Annotated in this window: 21 protein-coding genes, 5 tRNA genes and 1 pseudogene; 20 read left to right on the forward strand and 7 right to left on the reverse strand. The window is 67.5% G+C overall.

Going from position 1 to position 25,482, the window contains the following annotated elements; genetic code table 11:
• The first annotated feature begins 339 nt into the window (after positions 1-339).
• The 7 genes from QSG27_RS05565 to QSG27_RS05595 all read left to right on the forward strand — a co-directional run bounded on the left by QSG27_RS05565 (position 340) and on the right by QSG27_RS05595 (position 3,803).
• Positions 340-414, forward strand: a tRNA-Thr gene (locus QSG27_RS05565).
• A 1-nt stretch (position 415) separates the two neighbouring features.
• Positions 416-491: transfer RNA gene (locus tag QSG27_RS05570), tRNA-Ala, on the forward strand.
• Positions 492-591: 100 nt separating this feature from the next.
• Positions 592-668, forward strand: a tRNA-Asp gene (locus QSG27_RS05575).
• A gap of 31 nt (positions 669-699) precedes the next feature.
• Positions 700-774, forward strand: a tRNA-Val gene (locus QSG27_RS05580).
• 1 nt (position 775) lies between these two features.
• Positions 776-849, forward strand: a tRNA-Gln gene (locus QSG27_RS05585).
• 121 nt (positions 850-970) lie between these two features.
• Positions 971-3,331 (forward strand): site-specific integrase, encoded by a 2,361-nt coding sequence (locus QSG27_RS05590; RefSeq protein WP_306704144.1) that lies wholly within the window; start codon positions 971-973, stop codon positions 3,329-3,331.
• A 103-nt stretch (positions 3,332-3,434) separates the two neighbouring features.
• Entirely contained in the window at positions 3,435-3,803 is a 369-nt protein-coding gene (locus QSG27_RS05595) for a hypothetical protein (protein WP_306704145.1), read from the forward strand.
• Between the two features lie 41 nt (positions 3,804-3,844).
• On the opposite strand, the gene QSG27_RS05600 is transcribed toward QSG27_RS05595, so the two are convergent.
• Entirely contained in the window at positions 3,845-4,462 is a 618-nt protein-coding gene (locus QSG27_RS05600; protein WP_306704146.1) for a Wadjet anti-phage system protein JetD domain-containing protein, read from the reverse strand.
• Between the two features lie 146 nt (positions 4,463-4,608).
• On the reverse strand, positions 4,609-5,061 hold the full coding sequence (locus QSG27_RS05605; protein WP_186464682.1) for a hypothetical protein: 453 nt from the start codon (positions 5,059-5,061) through the stop codon (positions 4,609-4,611).
• 317 nt (positions 5,062-5,378) lie between these two features.
• Between QSG27_RS05605 and QSG27_RS05610 the strand changes: the two genes are divergently transcribed.
• The 5 genes from QSG27_RS05610 to QSG27_RS05630 all read left to right on the forward strand — a co-directional run bounded on the left by QSG27_RS05610 (position 5,379) and on the right by QSG27_RS05630 (position 11,355).
• Entirely contained in the window at positions 5,379-7,550 is a 2,172-nt protein-coding gene (locus tag QSG27_RS05610) for an McrB family protein (RefSeq protein ID WP_306704147.1), read from the forward strand.
• 34 nt (positions 7,551-7,584) lie between these two features.
• A complete protein-coding gene (locus QSG27_RS05615) occupies positions 7,585-9,174 on the forward strand; it encodes a DUF2357 domain-containing protein (protein ID WP_306704148.1) in 1,590 nt (529 codons plus the stop codon).
• Positions 9,175-9,190: 16 nt separating this feature from the next.
• Positions 9,191-9,772: a DUF4357 domain-containing protein gene (locus QSG27_RS05620; RefSeq protein WP_306704149.1), complete on the forward strand. Its 582-nt coding sequence runs from the start codon at positions 9,191-9,193 to the stop codon at positions 9,770-9,772.
• A 121-nt stretch (positions 9,773-9,893) separates the two neighbouring features.
• The gene (locus QSG27_RS05625) at positions 9,894-10,670 is read left to right on the forward strand and encodes a hypothetical protein (protein WP_306704150.1); all 777 of its coding nucleotides are present in this window, start codon (positions 9,894-9,896) and stop codon (positions 10,668-10,670) included.
• 31 nt (positions 10,671-10,701) lie between these two features.
• Complete coding sequence (locus QSG27_RS05630) at positions 10,702-11,355, forward strand: hypothetical protein (RefSeq protein WP_306704151.1); 654 nt, start codon at positions 10,702-10,704, stop codon at positions 11,353-11,355.
• A gap of 208 nt (positions 11,356-11,563) precedes the next feature.
• Here QSG27_RS05630 and QSG27_RS05635 read toward each other — a convergent pair whose 3' ends face one another.
• Positions 11,564-11,863, reverse strand: a complete 300-nt coding sequence (locus QSG27_RS05635) for a hypothetical protein (RefSeq protein ID WP_145671697.1) — start codon at positions 11,861-11,863, stop codon at positions 11,564-11,566.
• A 562-nt stretch (positions 11,864-12,425) separates the two neighbouring features.
• On the reverse strand, positions 12,426-12,851 hold the full coding sequence (locus QSG27_RS05640; protein WP_306704152.1) for a hypothetical protein: 426 nt from the start codon (positions 12,849-12,851) through the stop codon (positions 12,426-12,428).
• Between the two features lie 734 nt (positions 12,852-13,585).
• Here QSG27_RS05640 and QSG27_RS05645 point away from each other — a divergent pair.
• From QSG27_RS05645 to QSG27_RS05660, 4 genes are all read left to right on the forward strand, one after another.
• Entirely contained in the window at positions 13,586-13,981 is a 396-nt protein-coding gene (locus QSG27_RS05645; protein ID WP_306704153.1) for a hypothetical protein, read from the forward strand.
• 114 nt (positions 13,982-14,095) lie between these two features.
• Positions 14,096-14,386 carry a helix-turn-helix domain-containing protein gene (locus QSG27_RS05650; protein ID WP_306704154.1) on the forward strand — a complete coding sequence of 97 codons (291 nt, stop codon included), beginning with the start codon at positions 14,096-14,098 and terminating at the stop codon, positions 14,384-14,386.
• Between the two features lie 217 nt (positions 14,387-14,603).
• A complete protein-coding gene (locus tag QSG27_RS05655; RefSeq protein ID WP_306704155.1) occupies positions 14,604-16,799 on the forward strand; it encodes a hypothetical protein in 2,196 nt (731 codons plus the stop codon).
• Positions 16,796-18,244, forward strand: a complete 1,449-nt coding sequence (locus QSG27_RS05660; protein WP_306704156.1) for a site-specific integrase — start codon at positions 16,796-16,798, stop codon at positions 18,242-18,244. The genes QSG27_RS05655 and QSG27_RS05660 overlap by 4 nt, the downstream gene beginning before the upstream one ends.
• Before the next feature lie 385 nt (positions 18,245-18,629).
• Here QSG27_RS05660 and QSG27_RS05665 read toward each other — a convergent pair whose 3' ends face one another.
• The 3 genes and pseudogenes from QSG27_RS05665 to QSG27_RS05670 form a co-directional block, all read right to left on the reverse strand.
• Positions 18,630-19,226, reverse strand: a complete 597-nt coding sequence (locus tag QSG27_RS05665) for a hypothetical protein (RefSeq protein WP_306704157.1) — start codon at positions 19,224-19,226, stop codon at positions 18,630-18,632.
• A 150-nt stretch (positions 19,227-19,376) separates the two neighbouring features.
• Positions 19,377-19,856 carry a transposase gene (locus QSG27_RS29235; protein WP_407653179.1) on the reverse strand — a complete coding sequence of 160 codons (480 nt, stop codon included), beginning with the start codon at positions 19,854-19,856 and terminating at the stop codon, positions 19,377-19,379.
• Positions 19,780-20,916 (reverse strand): annotated as a pseudogene (locus QSG27_RS05670) (IS3 family transposase). Before QSG27_RS05670 ends, QSG27_RS29235 begins: the two are co-directional and overlap by 77 nt.
• Positions 20,917-21,018: 102 nt before the next feature.
• Between QSG27_RS05670 and QSG27_RS05675 the strand changes: the two are divergent.
• Genes QSG27_RS05675 through dbpB (QSG27_RS05690) form a run of 4 tightly spaced genes read left to right on the forward strand, consistent with a single transcriptional unit; the run spans position 21,019 to position 25,481 of the window.
• Positions 21,019-21,981, forward strand: coding sequence for a hypothetical protein (locus tag QSG27_RS05675; RefSeq protein ID WP_306704158.1), 963 nt, complete (start codon positions 21,019-21,021; stop codon positions 21,979-21,981).
• Positions 21,978-23,099, forward strand: a complete 1,122-nt coding sequence (dbpB, locus tag QSG27_RS05680; protein WP_306704159.1) for a DGQHR domain-containing protein DpdB — start codon at positions 21,978-21,980, stop codon at positions 23,097-23,099. The genes QSG27_RS05675 and dbpB (QSG27_RS05680) overlap by 4 nt, the downstream gene beginning before the upstream one ends.
• Complete coding sequence (gene dpdA / locus QSG27_RS05685) at positions 23,096-24,427, forward strand: tRNA-guanine transglycosylase DpdA (RefSeq protein WP_306704160.1); 1,332 nt, start codon at positions 23,096-23,098, stop codon at positions 24,425-24,427. The genes dbpB (QSG27_RS05680) and dpdA overlap by 4 nt, the downstream gene beginning before the upstream one ends.
• Before the next feature lie 7 nt (positions 24,428-24,434).
• Entirely contained in the window at positions 24,435-25,481 is a 1,047-nt protein-coding gene (gene dbpB / locus QSG27_RS05690; RefSeq protein WP_306704161.1) for a DGQHR domain-containing protein DpdB, read from the forward strand.
• The last annotated feature ends 1 nt before the right edge of the window (position 25,482 follow it).

The following is a 25,482-nucleotide window of genomic DNA, read 5'->3' on the forward strand; positions in this document are numbered from 1 at the left end:
CGGCGGCGCCGGCGTCGCGCCGGCCCAGCGCGGCCATGCCGGTCAGCCGGTCGCGTTCCGCGGACCCTGCGGCCTTGGACGCCGTGTCCCGCAGCAGGCGAACCGCCTGCCGGTAATGCCGCGCCTCGATCAGGCGGCGCGCCTCGGTCAGAACCTCATCCACGGGGAAACCTGTCGGTCGGGCATGGTCACGATGGCGGACAGATGCCCCCCGGAGACGGCGGGATGCAAGCGCCGCCTGCGGCCTGTCCGGGGGTGAAAAGAAAGAAATGCCCCCTTCGATATTTTTCCCTTTGACAGGGGGCGGCCTGGATTGCTATTCACCCGCTCCCGCCGGACGCTGCCGTAGCTCAGTGGTAGAGCACTCCCTTGGTAAGGGAGAGGTCGAGAGTTCAATCCTCTCTGGCAGCACCATGGGGCCGTAGCTCAGATGGGAGAGCGCCTCGTTCGCAATGAGGAGGTCAGGGGTTCGATCCCCCTCGGCTCCACCAACTTCTTCGGCGGTTGGTTGGTTGACTTGAGTAAGTTGGTTGAGGTTGAATTTAGTGCTTGCTTCGGCGGTCTTTGTTCTTTAGAAGATCGCCTCACGACGCGGGTGTAGCTCAGTTGGTTAGAGCGCCGGCCTGTCACGCCGGAGGCCGCGGGTTCAAGTCCCGTCACTCGCGCCACTCTTCTTGTGGTTTAGGTATCTCGCGGTTTGGTCCTGTAGCTCAGCGGGAGAGCACTACGTTGACATCGTAGGGGTCACTGGTTCAATCCCAGTCGGGACCACCATTGGGGGATCGTCTAGCGGTAGGACAGCGGACTCTGACTCCGCCAGCCTAGGTTCGAATCCTAGTCCCCCAACCAACCTTTCCTAGAAATCCTTGCACATCAGGCACTTAGGGCGAAGCCAGCGGGCTGGTCCCCCAACTGTGCCATCGGCCTGTGCCAACGACGGTTCGGCGCCCTTTACGGGGGAGTGCCGGGGATGTCGCTTGGGGTCCATCTCTACCGCCGCGGATCCGTCTACTGGTGGCGCCGGATCCTGCCGGCATATGGTGGGGTTGCGGTCGGGGATGACGGCACCCCGGAAAATTCTTCGAAAAAAATCGCCGGTCGAGAGATACGCCTCTCCCTGCGGACAAATATGCCCGGCCTCGCACGGCAGCGAGGGCGGCGTCTCAGCGTCGTGGTCGATGCCGTGCTCGCACTCCTCGGCGAGGTCATGCAGGCCGGCACCATCGACACCAGCGCGCTCCGCGCCCTCCTCCAACCGATCCTGCTTGGCGAGCTGGAACGGGCGGAGGTGGCGCGTGCCCTGGGCGGAGAGCGGGGGCCGGAGGAAATCGCCCGACGGGTCCAGGCCGAACTCGAAGCCGTCGCCACCATAGAGGACGCTGTCCGGCACAACCGTCTCGACGCCGCCCGCGCGGTGCTGGAGCGCGCCGTCACCGTCGGCCTGCCGGTGCCGGCGGCGGAGACGGCCGAGCACAGCTACCTCGCGCGGCTGGTGCTGCGCGGGCTTCCCCGCGTCCACCTCATCAACGCCGAACGGGAGCAGAACCACTACGACGACGATCTCACTGACGTTCTGCCGCCCTTGCCGGCCAGCAGCATGGCGGTCGGCATGCCGGCTGGCGCGCCGTCGGGCAATGCAGTTTCCGGAGCCGAGGGGCGGCCCACCACCGTCGTGGCGCCGCCGCCCGCGCCGGCGCTGATGCCGTCCGTCATGCCCGTGCAGCAGGCGGTGCGGTCCTCCTCGGTCGCGGTCCCTGGGGCATCAATCGACACCGTTGAACCCAGCGCTCGCCCGGTGCCCGTCCAGACGGAGGTGGAAGCCCACCCGCACTCCGAGGCCACTCAGCCCGCTGTCGCTGCGGCGGCGTCCGTGCTCGTCACGACGTCCTCTGCCGCGGCTTCAGCGGGCCCGACCAGCCCCGCTGTCAGTGTTGTCGACCGGACGCCCGAAGCGACGGAGGCGGAAGCACGCCTCCAGCCGCAGAAGTCCAGCCCGGTAAAGGACTGGACGATCCAACAGGCCATGGCCGAATGGGTCCGCCGCCGTCAGCGGGATACGAACCCCTTCAAGACAGCGGCTCTGTGCAAGGAGGAGGAGAGGAACTACCGCGTTGCCGCAGAGCTCTTCACCAGCCTCATCGGCGACCGCCGTGCCGTCGAGGTGACGGAAGAAGACCTGTTGCGGTTCCGGGGGGAACTGCACCGGGTTCCGAACCTGTTCGGCCGCGGCGCCTATCGCAACATGACCGGCGCCGAGGCCGTCGCCAGGGCCGACGCGGTGACGGCGTCCCAGCAGGCTGCGGTGATGGCGCGTGCGGAGGACGGACAGCTCGACCGCGACAATCTGGCCCACGAGATGCGCGACGCGGAGGTGCCGCGCCTGTCGATGAAGACCGTCAACAAGCACCTCGACAAGATCAAGGGGCTGCTCCGCTGGCTCCGGACCACGATGAAGGTGGCGATCGACCGGGACCTGCTTGATCTCAAGATCCGCTACGATCAGAAGGATATCGGACGCGCGGCCAACGCCGATCGGGAAGCCTTCTTGAGCGCGGACCTCCGCAAGCTGTTCGCCAGCCCGTGCTGGACCGGCTGCGCCGGGATCGATTACCGGCATCGTCCAGGCTCCAGCACGGTCAAGGACGCCAAGTTCTGGATTCCGCTGCTGGCTGCCCTCGAGGGGGTGCGGCTCGGCGAAGCGGCGCAGTTGCTGACCACCGACATCCAACTGCGCTGCTTCGATCAGGAGGACTTCACCGACTGGGATGTGGATCTCGATAATCCGTCGGGTCCGTGGCCTCGCCTGCGGCGGTTCTCGCCCAAGGATGAGGATGGTGTTCCGACCGTCGGCATCTGGTGCATCGACGTCATTCCGGAGGACGGCAAGAGCGTGAAGACCCCCTCTTCGAAGCGGATCATTCCGATCCACCCGCTGCTGCTCGAACTCGGCTTCCTCGACTACGTCGACGCGCAGAAACGCGCCGGCAAACGGGACCTGTTCCCCGGCCTCCGGCCGGAAAAGGCGACGCGCGCCGGCGAAAACCTTGGGGAATGGTTCAGCCGCTACCTCGAGTACATTGGGATGAAGCGGGAACGGCTTTCGTTTCATTCGTTTCGCCACAGCTTCGACACGCACCTGTTCAACCGCGAGGTTCCGGATGTCCGAGTGAGCGAGCTGATGGGGCACGCGCAGCACGGGCAGACCCGGAATCGCTACTACAAGGGCGCGCGGCTGGCGAAGCTGACCGAGGCGATCGCGTCGATCAACTACCGCCTCCACACGGCCATGGTCGACGGCCAGCTGTGCCTGGTGCTGCCGCCGGGCGCGTGAGTGAGGAAGATTCCGCAGATTTGGGGGCCGTCCTCAACGAGCGAACCGATCTTCCCTTCCCGGCACCGCACGAACGTGGTGCCCTCGGTAAGGAACGGAAGGCATGACCGACACGATCGACACGGAGTGCATGATCCTCGTCGCCACGCTGAAGCGTGACGTGGAATCGCTGAAGAAGGTGGGTGAAGCCGTCGCTGATGCCATGCTGGCTGTCTATCGGACGGCGGTGCCGCTGGCAAAACAGGAAGAGTCGCTCGAAGCAATGCTCGAGGGGTTGAATCAGGCGATGGGCAAATCGCTCGAGTTGACCAAGGCGCTCCTCAGGCTGGCCCGTCGCGTGGAGAAGGATGAGATCAGCGGGCACGAGTTGGCGGAAATCCTCGCCCGCAAACACTATCTCGATCGCCGGGGCTACGCATCCTGGACTTTCGCTCTGCCGGTGGCGAAAAGCGATCCGGCGACGGACGAATAGCGATACTGGTCACCCTTCGCCTTCGTGGACGAATCCGGACGCTACCCGCCGCTCTGATGGGGGGCGCTCCCGGAAGCGTCGCCAACGGGCACTGGATCCACGGCCTCCTGCTCGAGCAAGAGGCCACTCTCCAGGATCGTCCGCGCGATGGTCCCGGCCGCTCCGGGGCGTCGGCTGAGCGCCGTCATGTCGGCCGTGCGGCCGGCGCGCCCGAAGCGGCGCACGGTCGATGCGTCCATCAGGTGCGGAACGACCGCGGTCCCGAGGCTGTCCTCCAGATGGCCGGCGATGCGCGCGCCGCCGGCGTCGACGTCGCCCCAATGGAACAGGCAGGGTGAAGTCGGGGCCGCGCGGAGCAGATGGCGCAACGCCCGGATCACGGTGAGGTTCGGGAATCCCCCGGTGTAGACCACGCACATGTCCGCCTGCCGCGCCTCGCGCACTTGGCGGTGGAAGGACGTGAGGTTCTCGACCGTCAGAATCAAAAGGGGCTTCCGCCATCCCAGGGTCGGACGACCGCTCGACGAGCGTGTCATGTCCCGGTAGCCCGGCGCCTCCTGGCGTGCGAAGCGGTACGCCAGACCGTGGAACGCGCGCTTGCGCAACTGCCGGTTAAGTTCCCCGAGTAGCCCGCCCATCACGTCGAACGCTCCGCGCATCTTGCTGACGAAATCCTCCTTGAAGGTCTGGGTCGCCTTCAGCGATCAGCACAGCCCTGCGCTCGGCCGCCTGCGACGCGACCATCACGCGATCAGCGTAGGCGAGCGACTCTTCCACTTTGTCCCTAAGGTCCGCGATGCTTCGCTCAACCGCGCCGATGCTCGCGCACGCCCTGCAGGGCGCCCTCGATGCGTCCTTTCTCCGCCGTGGCCTCGCGGATGGTCTCCTCGGTCGCGGGAAGATCCGCCCTGGCGGCGCGGATCACCTCGATCGGCGCTCGGTCTTGCGCGATCCGATCGAACTCCGCCAAGCTGGCCGCGAGGCCGGGCGCCGTGAGGCGCTCCAGTTCAGCCACCGCGTCCCGCAGGTCGCGCTCGGCGCCGCGCAGGCGCTCCAACGCGGTCTGCTGTTCGGTCAGGCTCACCTCCGCGTCCCGACGGCTCTCCTCCACCGAGTCCAGCATGCCCTGCGTGTCGACCTTGCCGAGCAGGAACGGGACCGGCGCCCGCAGCTTGCGCACCGTGCGGCCGCCCGCGGACATCAGGTCCTGGGTGATGGCGGCGTCCTCGCGGCGAAGCTCGGCCTCCGTATCGACCATCAGGATGAGGGGCTTCTTCGCCGATCCGCACGCGCCGTGGCAACGGGCGACCAACGGGAACACTGCTGGCGTCCGCTCGTCACTTTGCCGAGGCTGGCGATCCAGAGGGCTTGGCGTCGGGCGCGCACCGCAGCCCGCAAGTCGGCCGAACTCGATGCTGATCCGGGCGCTTCCGGTCCCTGTGCCCCACGGAACCGAGCCGGGCCGTAAGGCTGTCGATCAACTCCCTTGCGCGCCTGCCCGTCTCCCGCCATGATCGTTCAGGTTGATTCCTCCCATTTACTCACAATTGGGGCTGCAAGCGCCCCCGAGACGCCATGCAGGTCGACGCAGCCGAGTTGGAGAATCTGAAGCGCGAGTTTCTGCGGCAGATGCCGGGCTTCCGGTCGTTTGCTGAGGCCGGAGCCGCGTACGTGGAGACCGAGCGCCGTTCCAAGGACGAGCTCGTGGCGCTCGTGCGCGCGGCCCTGCTCCCCCGGTTGACGGCCCCTGCGGCGACCCCGGCGCAGGCGCGTGAGGTGTGCGCCGCGCTGTATCAGGTGATGCAAAGGGAGGCGCTGCCGTCGAGCGGGCGTCCGCAGAACCTCGTCGGCTGGCGCTCCTGGGAGCACCTGGCCAAGCTGACCGACGAGCAGTGCCTCGTCGCGGCCGGTGCCCTGCGGGACTTGCTGCTCGGCGAGGGCGACGCGGCGGAACGGCTCGAGCGCTTCGCGAACGCCTACCAAGCCGTGCTCCCGACGGGCGGCGGCAGGCCCGCGGTGCTTCGCAACGTCGGCACGCTGCTGCTGATGCTGGTCGATCCCGAGCGGGACATCTTCGTGCGCACCGACCTGTTCGACAAGGCCGGCGCGCGGCTGAGCGGGCGCAAGCTGGGCGGCTGGGGACGCCCGCCGAGCGCCGCCGACTACCGCGATGCGCGCACGTTTGCGGCCACCATCCGCCAGAAGCTGGCCGAGGAGGGCTGGGCGCCGCGCGACATGATCGACGTCCAGAGCTTCCTGTGGGTGGCCATGGTCGGCGACGACGCGCCGGCGGCGCTGGACGCCGGGCCGCCCGTGCCGGTGGGCGGCGGGCTCGCCGCCATCCTGGCCGCAACCGACGCCGCCTCCCGACGCTTGGTGGTGCGCGTCCGCCCGCCGGCCGAGGGGATCGGCGGCTGGCTGGCCGGCTCCGACCTCCGCCTCGACGTGGCCCCCGCCACGGACTTGGCGGCGTTCGCCAGCCAAAGGGACCTCGCCGCCGCCTTGGCCGACGCCAACCCGGACGAGGACGTTGCGCAGAGCACCGCCGCCGGCTTGTGGCTGGTGCGCGCGCTCCAGCCCGGCGACGTCGTCGTGGCGGGAGAGGCCTCCGGCGAGGTGCTTGCGGCCGGCGTCGTGACCGAGCCCTACCGGCGGCTGGCTGCCCCGGAGGGCGCTCACCGCGTCGGCGTCGCTTGGCACACCGACGGCTTTCCCCGCCGGGTCGAGCAACGCTCCTGGCGCTACAACGACGTCCACGAGGTGCCCCGCGAGCTGCTGGTCCAGCTCGTGATGGAGCAGCAGCGCCACCAAACGCTGCCGGAGCCGCCGTTTGCGGAGATCGTCGCCCGCGTCCAGGCTTCCGGCCTGCGGCTGTCCGAGCGCACCCTGCGCCGCTACCACGTCGCGCTGAAAGCCCGCGGTTTCGTCATCCTGGCCGGCGTGAGCGGCACGGGCAAGACGTGGCTGACGGACGTCTATGCAACGGCGGTCGGCGCGCGGTATCTGGTGGTTCCGGTAGCGCCGAATTGGACCACCAACGAGGATCTGCTCGGCTACTTCAACCCGCTTGACCGCACCTTCCACGCCACCGCGTTCACCCGCTTCCTCCAGGAGGCAGGCCAGGAGTACGCCGCCGCGCAGGCCGCCCGGCGCCCGGCGCGGCCGTTCCATCTCGTGCTCGACGAGATGAACTTGGCCCGCGTCGAGTACTACTTCGCCACCTTCCTGTCGGCCATGGAGCTGCGGGCCCGCAGCGGGCAGGCCGAGGTCGAGCTTGCCGGCGGGCGGCGGGTCGCGCTGCCGCCCAACCTGGCGTTCATCGGCACGGTCAACGTCGACGAGACCACGCACGCTTTCGCCGACAAGATCTATGACCGCGCGCAGATGCTCGAGCTGGACAGCCCGCGCGAGCTGCTGGCCGCGCAACTCGACGGCAAGCCCTTTGCCGCCGCGGTGCTGGACGTCTGGGACGTGGTCGCCGAGGTCGCCCCCTTCGCGTTCCGCGTCCTGTCGGAGATCGACCAGTACGTCGCGCACTCCCAGGTGTTGGGCGTCGCGTGGCCGGACGCGCTGGACGAGCAGGTCCTGCAGAAGGTGCTGCCGAAGATCAAGGGCAACGATGCCCGGGTCGGCGACGCGTTGCAGCGCCTCGTCGACCTGTGTGCCCCCACGATGCCGCTCAGCGCCGCCCGCGCCCGCCAGATGCACCACCGCTTCCTCGCACATGGCTTCACCTCTTTCTTCTGATCCCGCGCCGCCGGCCGGCGCCACGCCCTCCCTCGTGTTCCACGACGCCCGCGGGGTGCCGGTCGCCGTCCCGCGCGAGTGGGAGCCGGGAACCCTGATTCTGGCGGACGTTCCCGTGGAGCGGTGGGCCGACGTGCAGGTCACGCTGAACGGCCGGCCCCTCGCGGTCCAGGTGGAGCGGATCGCGGGCGTGCCGCGCGTTACCGTTCCCTGGGACCGGGCCGGTGCCGGGCGCTGGCGCTTGGCGGTCCGCGACGGCGCCGCGCTCGCCGAGGCGATGATCCACATCCGTTCGGCGAAATTCTCGGACGAGGCACTGGCGGCCATGGTCGAGGACCTCGAGACACGCCTGCCGGCTTCGGTGGCCATCGGGCTCGACCGGCTCGGCGCGTTCGCAGGCCTGTCCTTCCGTCCGCCCGGGCCGGCGACGCTGGCGCAAGAGTTCGAGGAAGTCCGCCAGGCGCTCGCGGGGGCAGCCGGGCGGCCCGGCCTGATCGAGACCTTGAACCGGCTCGGCCGCGACCCGCACGTCGTGCTGGCCGACCGGGAGATCTGGACGCCGGCCGAGCGCGTCCGCCGTCCGGTTCCGGGACGGCTCGCGGCGGCGCTGGGGCAGGCGGGCAATCTCACGGCCGAGAGGTTGCCGCTGCGGCTGGTCGATGTGCGCAACGAACCGACCTACGACACCTACGAAAACCGGCTCGTGCGTGAGTTCCGTGACCAGGTCGACGGGCGGCTGCGCCGCCTCGAAGCCTGCGCCGGTCTGTCGGCCGGCTTCGCGGCCGCGGCCGGCGACACCCTGGGTGGCCTGCGCGCCCGCTTTCGCGCGGCGTGCCGGGCCGCGGCGTTTCTCGACGGTGTCGGGCGACTGCGCTCCGCCCCGGACCGCCTGACGATGGTCCTGCTGCGCCGGCCGGCGTACCGCGCCGCCCTGGAAGGCTTCCTCGCGCTTCGGCGTTCCGCCCGCGCCCGCCTGCGGGATCCGGCGCTCGAGGCCCCGATGGAGAACGTGCCGGCGCTGTACGAGACCTGGGGCACGCTCACCCTGATCGACGCCCTTCTCGCCGTTGCGGCCGACCTGGGGTTCACCGTCGCCAGCCAGCGTCTGGTCACGCCCGGGCTGATGGGGGCGCTGTTGGACGTCCTTCCAGATGGTCGGCCCGCCGTCGTGCTCAGCCGCACCGACGGCTGCACGGTGACTCTGACGCCGCAGCGCGACTTTGCGCCTCCGCCCTTTGCCGACCTGGGCAGCGTCAGCTTCCGCCAAATTCCGGACGTGACCGTGGAGGTTCGCACGCCGCTGCGCCGCGAACTGCTGATCCTCGATCCGAAGTACAAGCTGTTCGGTGACGCTGACGGGGACGGCGGCACCATCGGACCGAAAAAAGAGGACATCGACAAGATGCACGCGTACCGCGACGCCATACGGGACGCGAACGGCAACGCCGTGGTGAGGATGGCGGCCATCCTCTATCCAGGACCGGAGCGGTGGTTCGGCGACGGCGTCGCGGCGCTGACCGCCATGCCCGGCACGGACGCGTTGCGGACGACGGCCGCCCGCCTGTTCGGCGCGGCCGTGCAGCCGGCGGTGCCGTTCGCCAGCACGCCGGTTGCGGCCGGCTAGGCGGTGTGAGGAAGACGTGAGCGACGATCAGCCGACCATTGCGCTGGGTGTCCTCGACGGCCAGCACGTGGCGTTTGCCATGCTCGACGGGGAGATCCTGTTCCAGTGCACGGGGGCGAGCGAAGAGGCCGCGAGAGCCGCCGTGCTTGCCCGCCTTCACCCCGCCGGGGTGGTGGACGTCCACAGCGAATCGCTGGCGCCGGCCACCGGTGCCAGCGGCGCGGCGGCGGACGGTGCCGATGCTCCGGTGTTCGAGCTGCGCGGCGGCGCCGCGGCGGCGCGCGGACGACCGGACGGGGATGGATTCGTCGTGCTCGCCGGTTCGACCGCCCGCGCCTACGGCACCGACGTCAGCCGCGACCGCCCGCTGCGCGACCAGCTCCTGGCGCGCGGCGTGTTGCGGCCAGCCGCCGATCCCAAGCTGCTGGTCTTTTCCCAAGCGTGGCGGTTCTCCAGCGCGAGTCAAGCCGGTGGCGTCGTGCTCGACCGCAACTGCAGCGGTCCGAACGCCTGGAGGATTCCCGGCACCGACCAGACGTTGCGCGATTGGCAGAAGACCAGCCCCGGCGCGCCGCCACGGCACGAGGAGCCGCGCTGATTCCGCCGTTGTGCCCATAGCTCCAGGACGAAGCTGGAGCCCTGGGTGGGCGCGTGGCCGGTGCAGGGGCTTGAGCGGGTGATCGACATGGATGTGGAGGAGGCGCATGACGGCACACAGGATGACCATCGAACTGGATGAGGTCACGATCAGCGCTGGGCTGGTCGACGGCAGTCCCATTGCCGTGGTCCTGTCGGGTGGGGAAACGCTGTTTCAGACGACGGGCGAGGATGTCGGCGATGCCGTCGACAAAGCGCGCGCACGGCTGGCCAATCGCCATGCCCCGCGAGCCTCGGCCACTGCCGTGCCGGCCCCGGCAGCCATGGTGGCCGACGGGCCGGGGCGGGTCGCGTCGGGACGCATCCAGGTCCAGCCGCGGACCCGGCGGATTCCCCTGCCGGCCGTCTTTTGTCTGGAGGCCGGCCGGGAACTCCGTCCCAGGCTCTCCGGCAACGCCGACGACGGCATTTCCCAGGGCTTCCACCAAGTCGACCCAACCCGCAAGAGCCCGATGACGCCGGTCATGCCCAACATCGCCCGGGCGCGGGCGTCCGGGAACGCCTATCCGGCCCGGCCCGACGAAACCGTCGTGAGCTCGGCTGCCTACCGCGATCTCGTCATGGTCAGCCACGCCGTTTACGCGCTGCTGAAGGAACGCGGAGCCGTGTGCGCCCAGGACATCGAAGGCGAGGTTGCCGAGCGGGTGTCGAGCCGCTTCGCCGGCACCGACGTGGCGAATAAGGTCAGGCCCTGCGTGCTCGACACGCTGCGCGACCTACGCCTCTTCGGGCTCGCCACGGCTCCGGTCCAGGGCGGGTTCCGGCGCACGACGCCGTTCCACTTCGTGGACCCGCACACGGTGCCGTTGGCCGACGCGACGGAGACGACGAAGGCATGATGTCAGAAAGCCGAACAGGGAGGATCGCGCCATGGGCGGGATGATCATCGTGGAAGAGGGTGCGTTGCGGATCGTCGGCGGGCTGGTCGACGGCCGCCCCGTCGCCATCGTCCAGGAGGCCGACGACGTGCTGTTTCGCGTGTCCGGCAACAGCATCGAGGACGCCGTTGCCGTGGCACGGGCGCGGTTGGGGGCTGGCGGCGGTGTTCCGAGCCAGCGCGCGCCGGTGGACGTGCCTGTCGATGCGGCGGCGCCCACGCCGTCCGTGCCGCCGCGCGACCTGCGCGCGTTGCTCCGCGCCGCCGTTGCCGCGTTCGACCCGCTTCGCAGCGAGGGCGTGACCGAAGGTCCCGGCAAGGACCGCTACCGCAAGATCTATGTGGCGGGCTGGCCGGCCTTGGTGCATTACGAGTTCCTGCCGTCCCACGCCCGCCGCCACATGGGTGTCGAGTTGCACGTCGAGACGGAGAAGGCCGCCGCGGTTACGGGCATCCTTCCCGCCCTTTGCGCCGTGGTGCGCGATGCCATGCCCGGGCAGGCGGTGGTGCACGATCCCAATTGGGTCGGCGGCTGCGGACGCCTGCAGGTCGTTTTTCCAGACACGGCGACCGCGGACACACTGGCGCGTGCCATGCAGCAGTTGATCGTACTCACCCGGCCGCGGGTCGAGGCTGCGCTTCACTAGCGCGTTTGCCACGAAGGCGGAGCCGCCCCGTCGCCGAGTGTGGCGAAGCGGGAGCGGCTCCTTGCCGACGCCCGGCCGCCGCCAGGTCCGGGTGGGCGCCGGGGACGGGCAGCCCACGGCAACGCTTCGAAACCGTTGTCGCGTCATCAACGCTGAAATCGTTGCGGCCACGTCGACGCCTCGTCATCAGGCGTGTTCCGTCATCGGCTTACCGGAGGTGCTCCCCTCTTGCTAGCCGCGCCAGATCATGCGCCGTCACCACGCCAAGCGCCAACAACGCCGCGAGGGCGTCGTTCATGGCCGGTTCGGCCGCCACGCAAGCCTGATCAACGGCCAAACCGTCCACCACCTCCCATCCCGCCTCTTCTGTCCGCTGCGCCAGGACCGACCAGACCCACTCGGTACGACCGTCGCCATTCCGAGGCAGCGGATCCACGTGAAGCCTGAGGCCCGGCCCGACATCCAGCCGCCAGCCCTGGCCAATCATTCGCCAGCCCAGTTCCGTCATGGGACGACGGACCGCGCCAGGGCGGCACGCTCATGGCCGCTCAGGCGTGCGAGTAGTGCCGCTTCCGCGTCGGCCATGGCGGCCGTCGCCGTTGCCGCGTCCCCGCTGAACGGCCGGTCCGGGCTAGGCGGCTTCGCGCCCCAGTTCCATGATGTGGCGGTCGGATGCGAATTAGGAGATGCCCAAAGAAACCAGCCGCGCCAGGCCGCCGCCATGTGGCCGAGTTCCGGCGGGTCGCAGGCCAACGGCCGCCAGTGCAGCAGAAGTTGCCCGTCCGACATCAGCCGCCTCCACCCGAAGGAGTTTCCTATTCCAACCCTCCGCAACGGGGCCAGCCGCCATGGCGGTGTGCGGCACGATCTCCGTCCAGGTCTGCGCCGTGAGGGACGGTCGCGATGTTCCTGGCCCCAAACTATGCGAGGTGGGTCCATCATACCGAACAGCCTGTCACCTGACATGCCGCCGCTGTCATGCACTCTTTCGCTTTGGGACGCCGGCGGTATCAGCGGGTATCCCGGTGTGCCGTTGTCCAGCGTCCGCCGGATGGTGAACGTCCTTTCGGTCAGACGTTCTGGCGACGACGCGCCGGTACCCTGATCCGCCCGCGCAGGCCGGCGGTCGCGGCGGCACTGACCAACTCGGTCAGGATCGCACCCAGGCCGTACAACGTCGCCGCCTTGATCACAACCGGGCGATCGCCAGGATCGGCCAGCGCCGCGCGGATCCTGTGGCCCTGCACCACCAGGGCGGCGACGCTCTCGAAAATGCGTCTCTCGCGCAGATCATGGCTGCGGGCGGCGAAGAAGGCCTCGGCGTTGCGCCGCTCGGTCGTCGTCAGTTCGGCGGCGACGCGTGACGGCAGGCCGTCGGCATCCAGGGGCAGCGTGGCGACGACCCGTTGCCGATTCCGGCCGATCGCGGGGTCGTAGCGGACGCTGATCACCTGAAGGCATCCAGATCCACGCTTGCCCCTGCGCTCGCGGATCATCGCAGTCCTCCGGTCGCCGGGCGTGAGGCGGGCGGTTCCCGTCCGCCGGCGGACGGGGCTGGACAGCCGGCGGACCGGCGTTGTCCGCCTTTTCCGGAAAGCGTCACCGCCGTGCTCCAGTCCGCCGCACTCGCCGCCATCGCCATCCTCCTCATCCGCTCATCGGTGCGCCGCGAATATGGGTTCGGCCCGCTTCCGGCATCCCTCGCCGTCTCTCCATTTCCTCACCCTAGAGCGGGCGGCGGGGATCGCGATGGCCCTCGCCGAGGGGCGTCGCCTTTCCTCCCTTGTTCTTCCAATTCGACGGATTCATTGATTCAGAGAGCGAAAAGCCACGTCCGATCAATCGATTGCCAACGCCATTCCGGCGTCTGTTCGGGGGATTCCCGGCATTCGTTCGGAGGGATCCCGGCATCTGTTCGGAAGGGTTCCGGCATTCGTTCGGGGCCATCCCGGCATCCATTCGGGGGCATCCCCGAGCGGGGCCGCCATCGGCGGACGAAATCCGGCAAAGGCGGACGAAAGCGGTCCGCAACCCCTTGATCCGGCTAAGACAGAGCAATCATCGAAGAGTCATCGATGATTCCGGCAAACGCGGTCAGCGGGAGTGGCGTCACTTTTTCGGAGACGCTGCGCCGGAACGGCCCCATATGGTCGGCGGCGACGCGACGCATTCCGCCAGCCAGTCCTCCTTGACCCGCCGTACCGCACGGCGGCCATCGTGGAGGAGCAACATGACGACCGCCCAATCGCTCGAAGCCCTCGCCCGGCTCATCACCCGCAGCGCCGTCCTGGGGCGCGCGATCCATCCGCTGCTCGACGGCCCGGCGCCGTCCGAGGCGCTCCGATGCCGGATCATGGAACTGGCAGGCCTCTGCGACCGGGTGCAGGACCGGAACGTCGACGACGAGGACGACGACCCTGACGATCGCTACGAAGCGGCCTTCGACGCCGCCCTGCGTCGACAGGCCGAGCAGCGCGCCGTCGAGGCCCAGGTTCTCGACCTTCTTCAGGCGATGACCGAGGACGCCGTCGTCAGTGGCCGCCTCGCCGCCCCCCACCAGCACCTCGAGATCACCATCACGGTGCATGACCGCCCGCGCACGGGACGGGTGGCGGTCCTTCGCTGACGCCGGACGTCCCCGTCGCGGCGCGACCGCAGGACGCCGAAGAAATCGGCGTCCTGCACCCGCCTCCTCTGTCCACGGCCCCATATGGCCGGCGCAACAGAGGAGGAGGACCCGATGTCTCTTGATCAGCTCTGGTACAGCCTCGACGAGGCTGCCGACCGGTATGGCGTGACGCGGCGGGCTGTCGAACGCTGGGCGCGGGACGGACGCATCGTCGTCACCACGCTGGCCGGCACCACCCGCCGCATCAGCGCTGCGTCGCTCCTGGCGTTCGAACAGGCGAACCGGGCGGTGACGCTGCCGCCCGCGCTCACACCCGACGATGCCGGCCCCTCCGGGAACACCGGCGGGGATACGAAAGGCAAGCGCGTCCGTCCCTCGACCAAGCCGCGCCGGCCGCGCTGACGCGCCGACGCGGATGGTCGTCGATTGTCGTGGATTGTCGCTGATTTTCCAATCACTTGGGCCGGCTCGGGACAAGGGGTGAAAAACAATGGGGCCTTTTCCCCCATCCCCTGTCCCGAATGTGCGTAGATGTCGCGGATTGTCGTGGATCGTCGCGCATTGTCGGCCCCCTTGCCGTCCCGAAGCCTTTCGCGTCGGGAGAAACCAGGAGGACCGTATGACGGAACCGCTCACGTTGCCCCGCCGCGATGCGCCGGGCGCCCTGTCGCCGGATTGGCGTCGCCTGTGCGACGCCCGCGCGGCGCTCGGCACGATTCCGGGACCGCTGTCCACCACCGCGCGCTGGTGCAGCGCCAATGGCGTCGAGCCCTCCTCCGTCGACGAGGGCGTGCTGAACGCGGTGGCCGACCATCTGACGACCGCCGGAACCTGGACCGACCGCAAGGAAGCCTACCGGCAGGTGCGGACCTATTGGAACGCTGCCGCGAAGAAGGTCCCCGGCTGGCCGCAGGCGATCGTGCAGGCCCCGCCGCAGCCGCCCAGGCCCCAGACCTCCGCTGTGGTTCGCCCGACGGCTCGGACGCTCGAGGATCTCCGGCAGGTCGTCGCCTCGTCCCCTCTGGTGGCTGACAGCGACCGGCCCGCGCTGGTCAGCGCGATCACCAGCGCCGCGCGCTGGCTGGGGCGTCCGCCCGGCGAGTTGCCGGCCAGCCTGCGGTCGCTCGATCCGCAGCTCAAGGCGCTCGCCAGTCAGCATGCCGCGCTCGGGGTGTCCCGAAAGACGGTGAAGAACGTCAAGTCGCTGCTGCGCAAGGCTCTGGACCTCGTCGCTCCGCGACCGGCCCTGCTTCCGGTGAGCGACCCGAGCGCCCTGACGCCGGAATGGCGGGCGCTGTGGACGGCGTGGCGGGCGACGGTGCCCCGCGCCTATGGCCCGCTGTCCTTCCTGATGCGCCACTGCTCCGACGTGGGGATCGCCCCGGACGCCGTCGACGACGCCGCCGCCGCCGCGGTGGCCGACCGCATGATGGCCTGCGGCTGCCGCAAGGATCTGACCGTGGCGATCCGCCACGTCCGGGGGTACTGGAACCAGGCGGTGGAGACCGTCCCCGGCTGGCCGAGCCGACGCCTGACGCTCGGGCTCGCCGACAAGGGGCCGGTCAGCCTGCCGCTGACCGCGTTCCCGCCGGCCTTCCAGCGCAGCATCTCGGATTTGCTCGTCGTGGCACGCACCGGGTACCAGCCCGGCGTGACGGGGCTGCGCGCAAAAGCCGAGGCGCTAAAACACCTCGTCAACAAGGTCGATGGCCGCCGTAAATCTGACGGCGGCGGACTTAAGCAGCTTCGCGATGCTTCTATCGAAGAACTGGGTGATTTCGTACGACGCTTCGCATCCTGGGCTGTCCACCACGGCCATAGGAAGCTGGAAGACCTGCGTGCCATCAGCGACGTCATCAACGGCGATGTGTTCTCGGCGTGGTACGATGCCTACTGCGACGAGCATGTCCCCGCTGGTGAGGTGAGATTGCCGCGCAAGGCGGCCAAGACGCTGCACAACGCCTGTGGTTTCGTCGCTATGGCCGCCATACGTCTGCCGCCGGAGGCCAACCCGGTGGTAGTCGACCTTCTTCCTCTGATCAAGTGCGCCCGCGCGCAACATAGAATTTCCTGCGACCTGACTCCGGAGAACCAGCGGAAGCTCGTCCAGTTCTCCACCCCTGAGAATCTGCGCGCGCTGCATGAGATGCCGATCCGTGTAATGGAGCGCCTGGAAAGCGAGCGGCGGTCCCAAACCGCTGCGGGGGAAACGCCGATCACGCCGCGCATGGCGCTGACCGCGGCGGTGGCGATGGGGGTGCTGCTGCTCAACAGCCTGCCGGTGCGGGTGTGGACCCTCAGCGGAACTCGCCTCGACAACGTCCAGTGGCCGTTGTCCCGCCACGCCAATGGCGCGGTCGCGTACGAGGCGCGGCAAACCAAGGGGAACGTTGCCGTGCGTGCAGTGCTGAAACCATGGAAGATGGCGTTGCTGGGAATCTACCGCACCCACTACCGCCCGCTGCTCGGCGATGCCGGCAGCCCCTTCCTCTTCCCCCGGCACGGGGAGGGCAGGCCGATGCGGGCGGCGGCGTTTTCCGGACTCATTTCGCGGGTGGTCGCGCGCGAAACCGGTCTGAAGATGAACCCGCACCTATGGCGTCACCTCGCCACCAAGCTGCTGCTGGATGAGGACCCGCGCTATCAGGACACGGTGAGCCGTCTTCTCGGCCATCATGGGGCGGGGCGCCGCGAATATGGCGGTGTGTCGCAGGATCAGGCTGCGGCCGCGCTGGAGACCGCGGTCGATCGGGTCAGGGAACGCACCCCCGGCCACACGCGTCGGACGGCGAAAGCCGGACGGAGGCCGTCGTGAAACGGGACGAGCGCATCCGCAATCGCCGGAATCGTCGCGGCTGGAACGCCTATCGCCGGTGGTGCGGCGAGGAGGAGCCGGGCATCAACCCCGGCCGGCTCGAGGCCTACATCGCCCATCTGGCGGTGACGCACGTCAGCCGGCCGAAGGACATGACCGAATTGCTCTACGGTCTGGCGGCCGCGCTGCGGGAGCGCGATCCGGCCGGTGACCATCTTTGGGTTGAGCGCGCCGTGCGGGCGGTCTGGCTGGCGTCGCCCGCGCGGACGACGTCTAACGGCCCGGGACGGGGTGCTGCCAGTCAGCGCCGGCGCTGCCGCCTGTTGGTCGAGGAGTGGCCGACGCCGATCCGCGCCGCCTGGGCCGCCGCGCGGGGAACGGGCGGACGGAGGCTGTCGCTGCGCGACCTCGCGGTGACGAACAATCCTGCGCGGGAGTGGTCGGCGAAGACGGCCGACCTGCGTGAAAAGGACATGGGTCTGTACCTCGCCTTCTGCTGGTCGGCATCACTCCCGTTGGCCGTGACGCCGGAGCAGGTGGAGGCGTATCTCGCTGTGAAGGCCGGCAAGGGGTGTTCGGCCGCCACGTTGGCGAGCGTGGCGATCAATCTCGCCACGATGGCTCGTGCCCTATGGCCCGATGAGGATTGGGGCTGGCTGTTTGCGCATACCCTGGAACTCCAGAGAGAGGCCAGGAATGCACCGAAGGCCCGTCGGAAGGCTGAACGGATGAGAAGCGTGACCGAGTTGCGCGACCTTGCCCGAAGGCTGATGGCCCGGGCGGAGAACACCGGGCGGACCCGGCGGGCAGCGGCGCTCTACCAGAAGGGGCTGATCATCCTGATGCTGACTCATCACCCGGTTCGCCGCCGCAATCTTCATGAACTTCGCCTGGGTGAGGCGCCGGACGACGCCATCACCGGCGGCTTCATCGACCGCCTGCCGCGCGGAGGGTTCAGCCTATTGTGGCTCAACACCAAGAACGACGACAGCCGGGTGGAGCTGTTGGCGGCCGGCGTGATCGAGCCGATGGAACGCTGGCTGGGCTTCTGGCGACCGACGCTCGTCAGCGAAGAGTCCGGTGACGCTCTGTGGCTGTCGGCCTGTCCGGGCTACATCGGCTCCCCGCTGACGCCCAACGGCCTGACGGACTGTGTGAAGGGCATCACCGAGGAGGAATTCGGGCTGGGACTGAGCCCGCATTTGTTCCGGGATGTCGCCGCCACCGCGATCGTCGACCATGCCCCGGAACTGGCCGACCTCATCCCAAGGCTCCTCGGGCACCGGGACCCGCGCTCCTGCGAGCCCTACATCCAGCAGGCCTCCACCGTCGCCGCCGCGCGTTCGCTCGAGGAGGTGATCGGGCGGCGGGTCGAGGACGGCCTGACGGCCCATGAGAGGAATGGGCGCGCGGCGTTGTTCGGCCGTCTCGAGAGGCGACGGTGACGTGGCGGGGAGGCGTTGTCGACCATGCTGGGGCGGCTATTAATGGATCGCTCTGGCATGTTCTGAGGTTTCCGCTCGCTCGAGAAGCGGAAACCTCCATGCATCCAATGTTGTGGTGGTGAAGTCCAGTAAGCGGAACCTGCCCTTACCCGGACTACGCGTGACCCACCCGGATTCTACACTGTTAGTCTACGTGCTGGGACGGGGATGGAGCAGCAAGCTCCATCCCTTCCTGTTGACTATCATCCCTCTGGTCCGGGGCCAGGTATCGTGCGGTGCGGGAACTGATGGAAATAACCTGAATTCCTGCATGTTTGGTTGCTTGTACTGGCTCTGCACCGGGAAGACGGCTGTGAGACATCGTTAAGAAGGCCAATCTTCACAATTATTGCGAGATATTGGGATGCATTGCCTGCCACTCCCTTTCAAGTGCCGTAACTACCGTATCATCATGTGCTTTCGACACATTATTGATGGCATGAACGGCCCTTCTAGGATTTCCAATCCATTGTTCGTACTCGACGCTCCAAACCGGCATATAGTTTTCATAGCTGGCGATGAGGGGCAGGCATTCCCGCTTCTGGAGCACAATCTGGCTGGGAATTTGAGCTCCACGCGGCTGGAGTTGCCCCAGGGTGGGATCGAATACAATCTGATCAATCGACACGATCATATGGCCCTGGAAACCTGACTTCGAGTTGCCGCCCTTGCCATAGACTGCAGCTTTCCCGCGCAGTTCCGAACCTCCCGTGCCCGCAACCATAGCTTTGACATAGGCGTTCACCGGCAGCGGCTCGGCAGCAAACCCGTGCATCCTGAGAAATCTGCTGACGCTGACGGCGGCAGGCACACAGGCACTGAGAATTTGGCTTGCCGGGCGGTTCAGAGCCGCGGCCGCGATAAATGGGAAGGCCTCGAGGAAGACCAAGAGCTGCAGCAGCCGGGGGTTGAGATCAGGCAGAATCATCCTGAATTGGGACATCATGCATCTCCGTCATAGCTTTTACGGCGCGAACTTCTGCAGCGCGCTAGATGCGCAGCCGCAGTTCGTTTAAAAAGCTATTCGTATTCGGAGAGTGCCGTTCCCACAGTTCACTTAAGATCCCTCAGAGTCGATCTGGTCACCCGACGTCTATGAGACAAGATTCTTCCCAAAACTGTCAACTGTCGATTCGTGGTTCGATAGTCGACTGACCTGCACCATGTTTCCCGCCAACGGTAGTCCGACTGCTTCCGGCGGTTGGTAATCGGTGCTCGTCGCGATCATAACGTTTAAGGTGACGAGGAGCTTCCGAGACGTAAGTGATAAGGGGCCGCTTTGACCGGCTTTCCGGCGGTCTGAAGCCGCGCCCAAAAATCCTTGAATGCCGGGCACCCACCGAGAGGTGTGCAAGGCGGCGATGTAGAGCGCGGTCCGGACGATGGGCCGGCCGCCGACGATCGCCTGCGGAGCCGAGCGTTTGCCGCTGTCGCGGGCGACGGGGGCAAGGCCGACCTGGAGTTGCCCCGGCTCGGTGGACGGGATGGGGCTTGTTTCACTCCACAGCGCTGGATCTCCTTTCGTAGTCGATCGGTGACAGATAGCCGAGGGCGGAGCGCCGTCGGCAGGGATTGTACCAGCCTTCGATGAAGGTGAAGACGGCGATGCGCGCTTCGGCATGGAAACGGAACCGCCGCCGGTCGAGCAGTTCGCATTCGAGAGTCGCGAAGAAGCTCTCGCACATGGCGTTGTCGTAGGCATCCCCGACCGCGTCCATGGACGGGCGAACGCCAGCTTCGCGGCAGCGCGCCCCGAAGGCCAGAGAGGTGTATTGGCTGACCTAGTCGGAATGGTGAATAACGCCGGTCGGGCGCCGCTGGCCAAGCGCCGTGTTCAAAGCGTCAAGCACGAGTTGGCTTTTCAGATTATCAGCCATCGCCCAACCGACAATGCGTCGGCTATGGGCGTCGAGCACTACGGCCAAGTACAGGAATCCGGCCCAAGTGGGCAAGTAGGTAATATCCGCGACCCAGAGGTGATTGGTCTGATCAGCGGTGAAGTTTCGCTCCACCGGATTCGGTGCCGGCCGGGAGCTGGCATCCCGCCGGGTTGCCACGTGCCCTTGCGGCGGCGCGCATCAGCCGAGCCACTCGCTTGCGGCTGACCGCGATAGCCTCAGCCTGCAGTTCGGCCCGGATCCGTGGGGCGCCATACGTGCCATAGGACGCGGTGTGCGCCGTGTGGATCCGGCGCAGCAGGTTGGCATCGACCTGAGCGCGCCAGGACGATTGACGCCAACGCCAAGCATATTAACCAACTGGCAACACGCCGAGTACCCGAGCCATGGTGCGGATCGGAAAGGAGGCTTGGTTCGCGCTCATGAATTGGAAGGCCCGGACGGAATTGTGGCGGTCTCCCGCGCGAATCAGGCCGCCGCCTTTGCCAGGATGTCGCGCTCCTAGCGCAGTTGCCAGTTCTCGCGACTCAGGCGAGCCATTTCCTCTTTCTCGGAACGGCTCAGGCCGTCGCTGCGGTGGCCGTCATCGCGGGCGGCTTGAACCACCCAGTTGCGGATCGCCTGCGAAGACGGTTCAAACTCGCGGGCAAGGTCGGCTGGATCGCGTCCAGAGCGGACCAACTCGACCATATGTTGCCGGAATTCCGGCGGATAGGGGGGACGGGTTTTCGGCATCGGTCAGCACCTCCTGCGCAAGTCAGATGGTGTCCACCGAGCCGGGGCAACTCCAGTTGTTTTTGTCTAGCTCAGCTCAGCTCATGTAGTTAGAATACATAGATGACATCGCCATCACCAAATAACTGTATCACGCTCGCGGCCCATGGAAGCGGCAAGCGGGTACTCGTCCTCACAAACTGCACGAACCGCAAGCGCCAGAGCCCTGCGCCCGAGGCACGTCTCGGCGGACTGGGCGAGTCTTGCGATGACCCCGTGCGGCAATGGACGATGCGGTTGACGACGCTAACCCCTGGTCTTCCGGCGCGCGCAATGTACTGCGGCCGCGCCTTCCAGGAGGCCGCCCTTGCTGCGCAGGCATTGAACGGGGACCTCTGGGTGGCATCTGCCGGCTTGGGGTTGATTCACGCTGACACCCCGATTCCGGCTTACAGCGCCACCGTCTCACCTGGGCAAGCGGACTCGGTGCCGCTCGCTCCCTCTCGGTGGTTTGCGGAACTGCAGGCACGGAGCCCCTATGCGGGATGGCCAGCGCTCGGCGAACGCGTCCTGGTGCTGGCAGCTCTGTCCGCCCCCTATCTGGCCATGCTCGGGCCGTGGTTGGTAAGCTTCGCCCAGAATCAGCCCGGCAGCCTACGCCTGTTCACCCGCGCCGGTGCGGCCGCCATTCCTATCGAACTCCGCCCTTATCGCATGCCCTACGACACGCGCCTGGAAGACGACACCCTCGGGCGGGCCGGCACCGTGGGGGATTTTGCCCAGCGTGCATTGCGGGACTTTGCGCAGTCGGTTCTGCCCGAAAATCCAGAAGCCGGCGCGCCACAGCATGCAGCGGCCGTAATTGCCCGGCTTCGGGGTCGGATGGCACCGTCCCGCCCGATGAGGCGCAGCGCGACGGATGATGAGGTGCGGGCGCTGATCCGCGCCCATTGGACACACGTGCTGGGCCGCTCGACCCGGATGCTGCGGGTGTTGCGCGATGATCTTGGAGTGGCCTGTGAGCAGGGCCGGTTCCGCGATCTGTTCCTTGAAGTCGCCGCGGAGCGGAAAGGCGTTCGTCTATGAGCGGCATCGACATTGTGGTGCGGGCGGTTCGCACGATCCAGGGAGACGGGGTTCCGGTTTTCGCGTTCTTTCTACCGGGTGCCGACATCACGCGGATTGCCGATATCTCTCGCGTGAGCCGTGACGAGGCCGACGCACTCAGGGGATTTCAGCGGCGCGAGGTTCGCGAGCATGTCAACAGCATCGTGGAGTTTCTCGACAGCGGCCCCGTCCTCTTTCCCAATGCGATCATTCTGGCTTTAGGCCCTGAGGTGGAGTTCCGGCAATCGCGCGGCCCGACCCCGGCCGGGATGGAGGAGGACAGTGCCCAGGCCGGCACGCTCACTCTTCCGATGCGGCCAGAAGGCCGCCGGGTGGCCTGGGTCGTCGACGGCCAGCAGCGCTCGCTAGCCCTGGCCCGAGCCCACAACGCACGGCTACCCGTGCCCGTGGTGGGCTTCGTATCGTCCGACCTTAAGACCCAGCGGGAGCAGTTCATCCTGGTGAACAAGGTAAGGCCCCTGCCCCGGGGGCTCTTGAACGAACTGCTGCCCGAGGTGGGCGCACTTCTGCCCCGGGATCTCGCCGCCCGCAAGCTCCCCAGCGAACTCTGTTACGCACTCAACCGGGATCCTGGAAGCCCCTTCTACGGTCTAGTCCGTCGGGAGTCCGAGCCCGAAAACCTGACCGCCGTAGTAACAGACACTGCCCTAACCGACGCAATCCGTGACAATCTGAAGCCGCCCATGGGCGCGCTCAGCCAGTACCGCAACGACCAGGGCAGCGACGCGGAAGCCATGTACAGAACGCTCGTTCTCTATTGGGACGCCGTACGGGCGGCCTTCCCCGACGCTTGGGGCCGCCCCCCGCAGGAGAGCCGGCTCATGCACTCGGCTGGCATCAAGGCGTTGGCGCGCCTTATGGACCAGGTGATGCTGCGCGCCGACAGCGTTGGTAACCCGCAGGCTGAGGCACATGCCTCGCTGCGGCGTCTCGCGCCGCACTGCCGGTGGACCGAGGGCGTATGGGAGGGCCTCGGCTGGGCCTGGGATGAGGTGCAGAACACCTCTCGCCATATTTCTCGGCTGACCGAGCACTTGGTGCGCCTCGATCGGGAACTCTCGAGGCCGCAGCGATGAGATTCATCTTCGCCGACAGCTTGGACATGGTGGACCCGGGGTACGACTTCCTGGCCGACCGCAACGCGCCCGGCCGTAAGCCTTACTGGGACGACGTCTACCCCCACGAGATCATGGGCGCGCCTCCCTACAACGGCATCCTGGTGTCGCGCGGGATCGTGGGTGACCACCGGGTCAAGGGCAAGTACACCGAGAGCCAAGCCATGCGTTTCCGCAGGGTCGGGGCGCGGGCCTTCCTGCGCCTCGACCGGCCAAGCTTCGAGGGTATGGACCTGTTTGGGGACTGTGGCGCCTTCACCTACGCGGACGCCGACATACCGCCCTACGAGCCATCAGAAACGGCCGCCTTCTACGAGGAGTGCGGCTTCACGCACGGCTGCTCGGTCGACCACATCATTTTCGACTTCGACCCGGCGGCGCGCGGAATGGAGGGCGGCAGCGCCAAGGCGAGAGAGAGATTCGACATTACCCTCGAGAACGCCCGTGCGTTCCTGGCTGAGCATCGGGCTCTCGGCGCACACTTCACCCCGCTAGGCGTGGTGCAGGGCTGGTCGGCCGACAGCATGGCCGAAGCGGCGCGAAGGCTCGTGCTCATGGGATACGACTATCTCGCGATCGGCGGCATGGTGCCCCTAAAGGCACCGGAAATCCGTGCCGTTCTGGGGCGCATCCGCGAGGCGGTGCCGGCCTCCACAAGGCTGCACGTGCTCGGCTTCGCGAAGGCCGACGAGATCGACAGCTTCCGGCCCTACCGGATGACCAGTTTCGACACCACGTCGCCGCTCCTGCGGGCCTTCAAGGACGGCGAGCAGAACTATTACCTGCCGGGCGAGGGCGGGCGGCTGCGCTACTACACGGCGCTGCGCGTGCCCCAGTCCATCGAGAACCCCCGGCTCCAGCGCCTAGTGAAGACGGGCGCCTTCCTGGCCGAGGACCTCACGGCGATGGAGGTGGCCGCCCTGGGGGCCCTGCGCGCCTTTGACCGCGACGGCGCCGGGGTCGAGGATGTGCTCAGGCCCCTGCTGGAGTACAGCGCACCGCTGGTCATAGGCAAGCCCCACGCCGATGTCCTGCACGACCCCAAGCTGGCGCGACTGGCTGCCCAGTACCGCCGCACGCTGGAGGACAGGCCTTGGAAGGACTGCGCCTGCACAATCTGCCGCGACGCTTCCGTAGAAGTAGTGATATTCCGCGCGAGCAACCGTAACAAGCGGCGGGGCATCCACAACCTCGCCGTCTATAAGAGCCACATCGAGAGACTGGAACCGTCCCTTGTCGCCAACGACCAAGATGATCTTTTCAGCCGTCCGCGCCCGGCAGAGCGCTGAGCACAGCGTGCTGACCTTCGCGGCTAGCGCAACGGACGTGCTTGGCTTCGCCAGCATTGACCGCATCGCGCGGGACGCCGACGGCCGCCTAAGCGGCTTCCAACGGCCACAGGTGGCGGGGCACATCCGGGAGATCCGAGATTACCTGGAGAAGCCTGGCGCCGTGCTGCCAAACCCCATCGTGGTGGCCTTCACGCGCGGCGTCGACGTACAGGAAACGGGCCGGGGCATCTGCCGCGTGACCATTGACACCACAGCGGGGCCGCCGGGCCTAGTGGTGGATGGGCAGCAGCGGCTCTCGGCGCTGCGCCAGCTACCCAATAAGGACTTCCAGGTGTTCGTCTCCGCGCTGGTTTGCCGGGACGAGGCAGAGCTCCGCCGGCAGTTTGTGCTGATCAACAACACCCGCCCCTTGCCGAAGTCATTGATCTACGAACTCCTGCCCACGGTGGACGAACTGCCCGAGCGGCTCGGTGGGCGGTCGGCCGCCGCGGCAATGACCGCCCGCCTCAACCACGACAAGCGCTCGCCCTTCCAAGGACGCATCCACCAGCACACCAACCCTGCTGGGACGATCACGGACACTGCCGTGCAGAAGGTAGTGCTGAACTCGCTGAACGACGGCGTGATGCGGGAGTTTATGCGTCAGCCGGACGGCGAGGAGAAGTGCTTCCGCTTGGTCTGCGAGTTCTACCACGCGGTCAAGTCGGTGTTCCCTGAGTCTTGGTGGGACCACAAGCCAACTACGTCGCGACTCGTGCATGGCGCGGGCATCCAGGCCATGGGCTACGTCATGGAGGTGCTCGCTCTCCTGGATGGGGCGCGGTCCTGGGACGAGTTCGCCCGTGGCATGGAGTGCCTGAAGGGCCGCACCGCCTGGACCGAGGGGCACTGGGACTTCGGCAACGGCGATGTGCGACACTGGAAGGCTGTGCAGAACGTGAACCGCGATGTCGTCACGCTTGCGCAGTACCTGATCGGGATCGTGCGAGCCGACATTAAGGCACGTAAGGCTGCGCCGGCGGGCCCGCTCTTCGCTGGTACGGGGGGCTGAG

It is taken from the genome of Azospirillum isscasi, from assembly GCF_030849505.1.
GTDB classification, from domain to species: Bacteria; Pseudomonadota; Alphaproteobacteria; order Azospirillales; family Azospirillaceae; genus Azospirillum; species Azospirillum isscasi.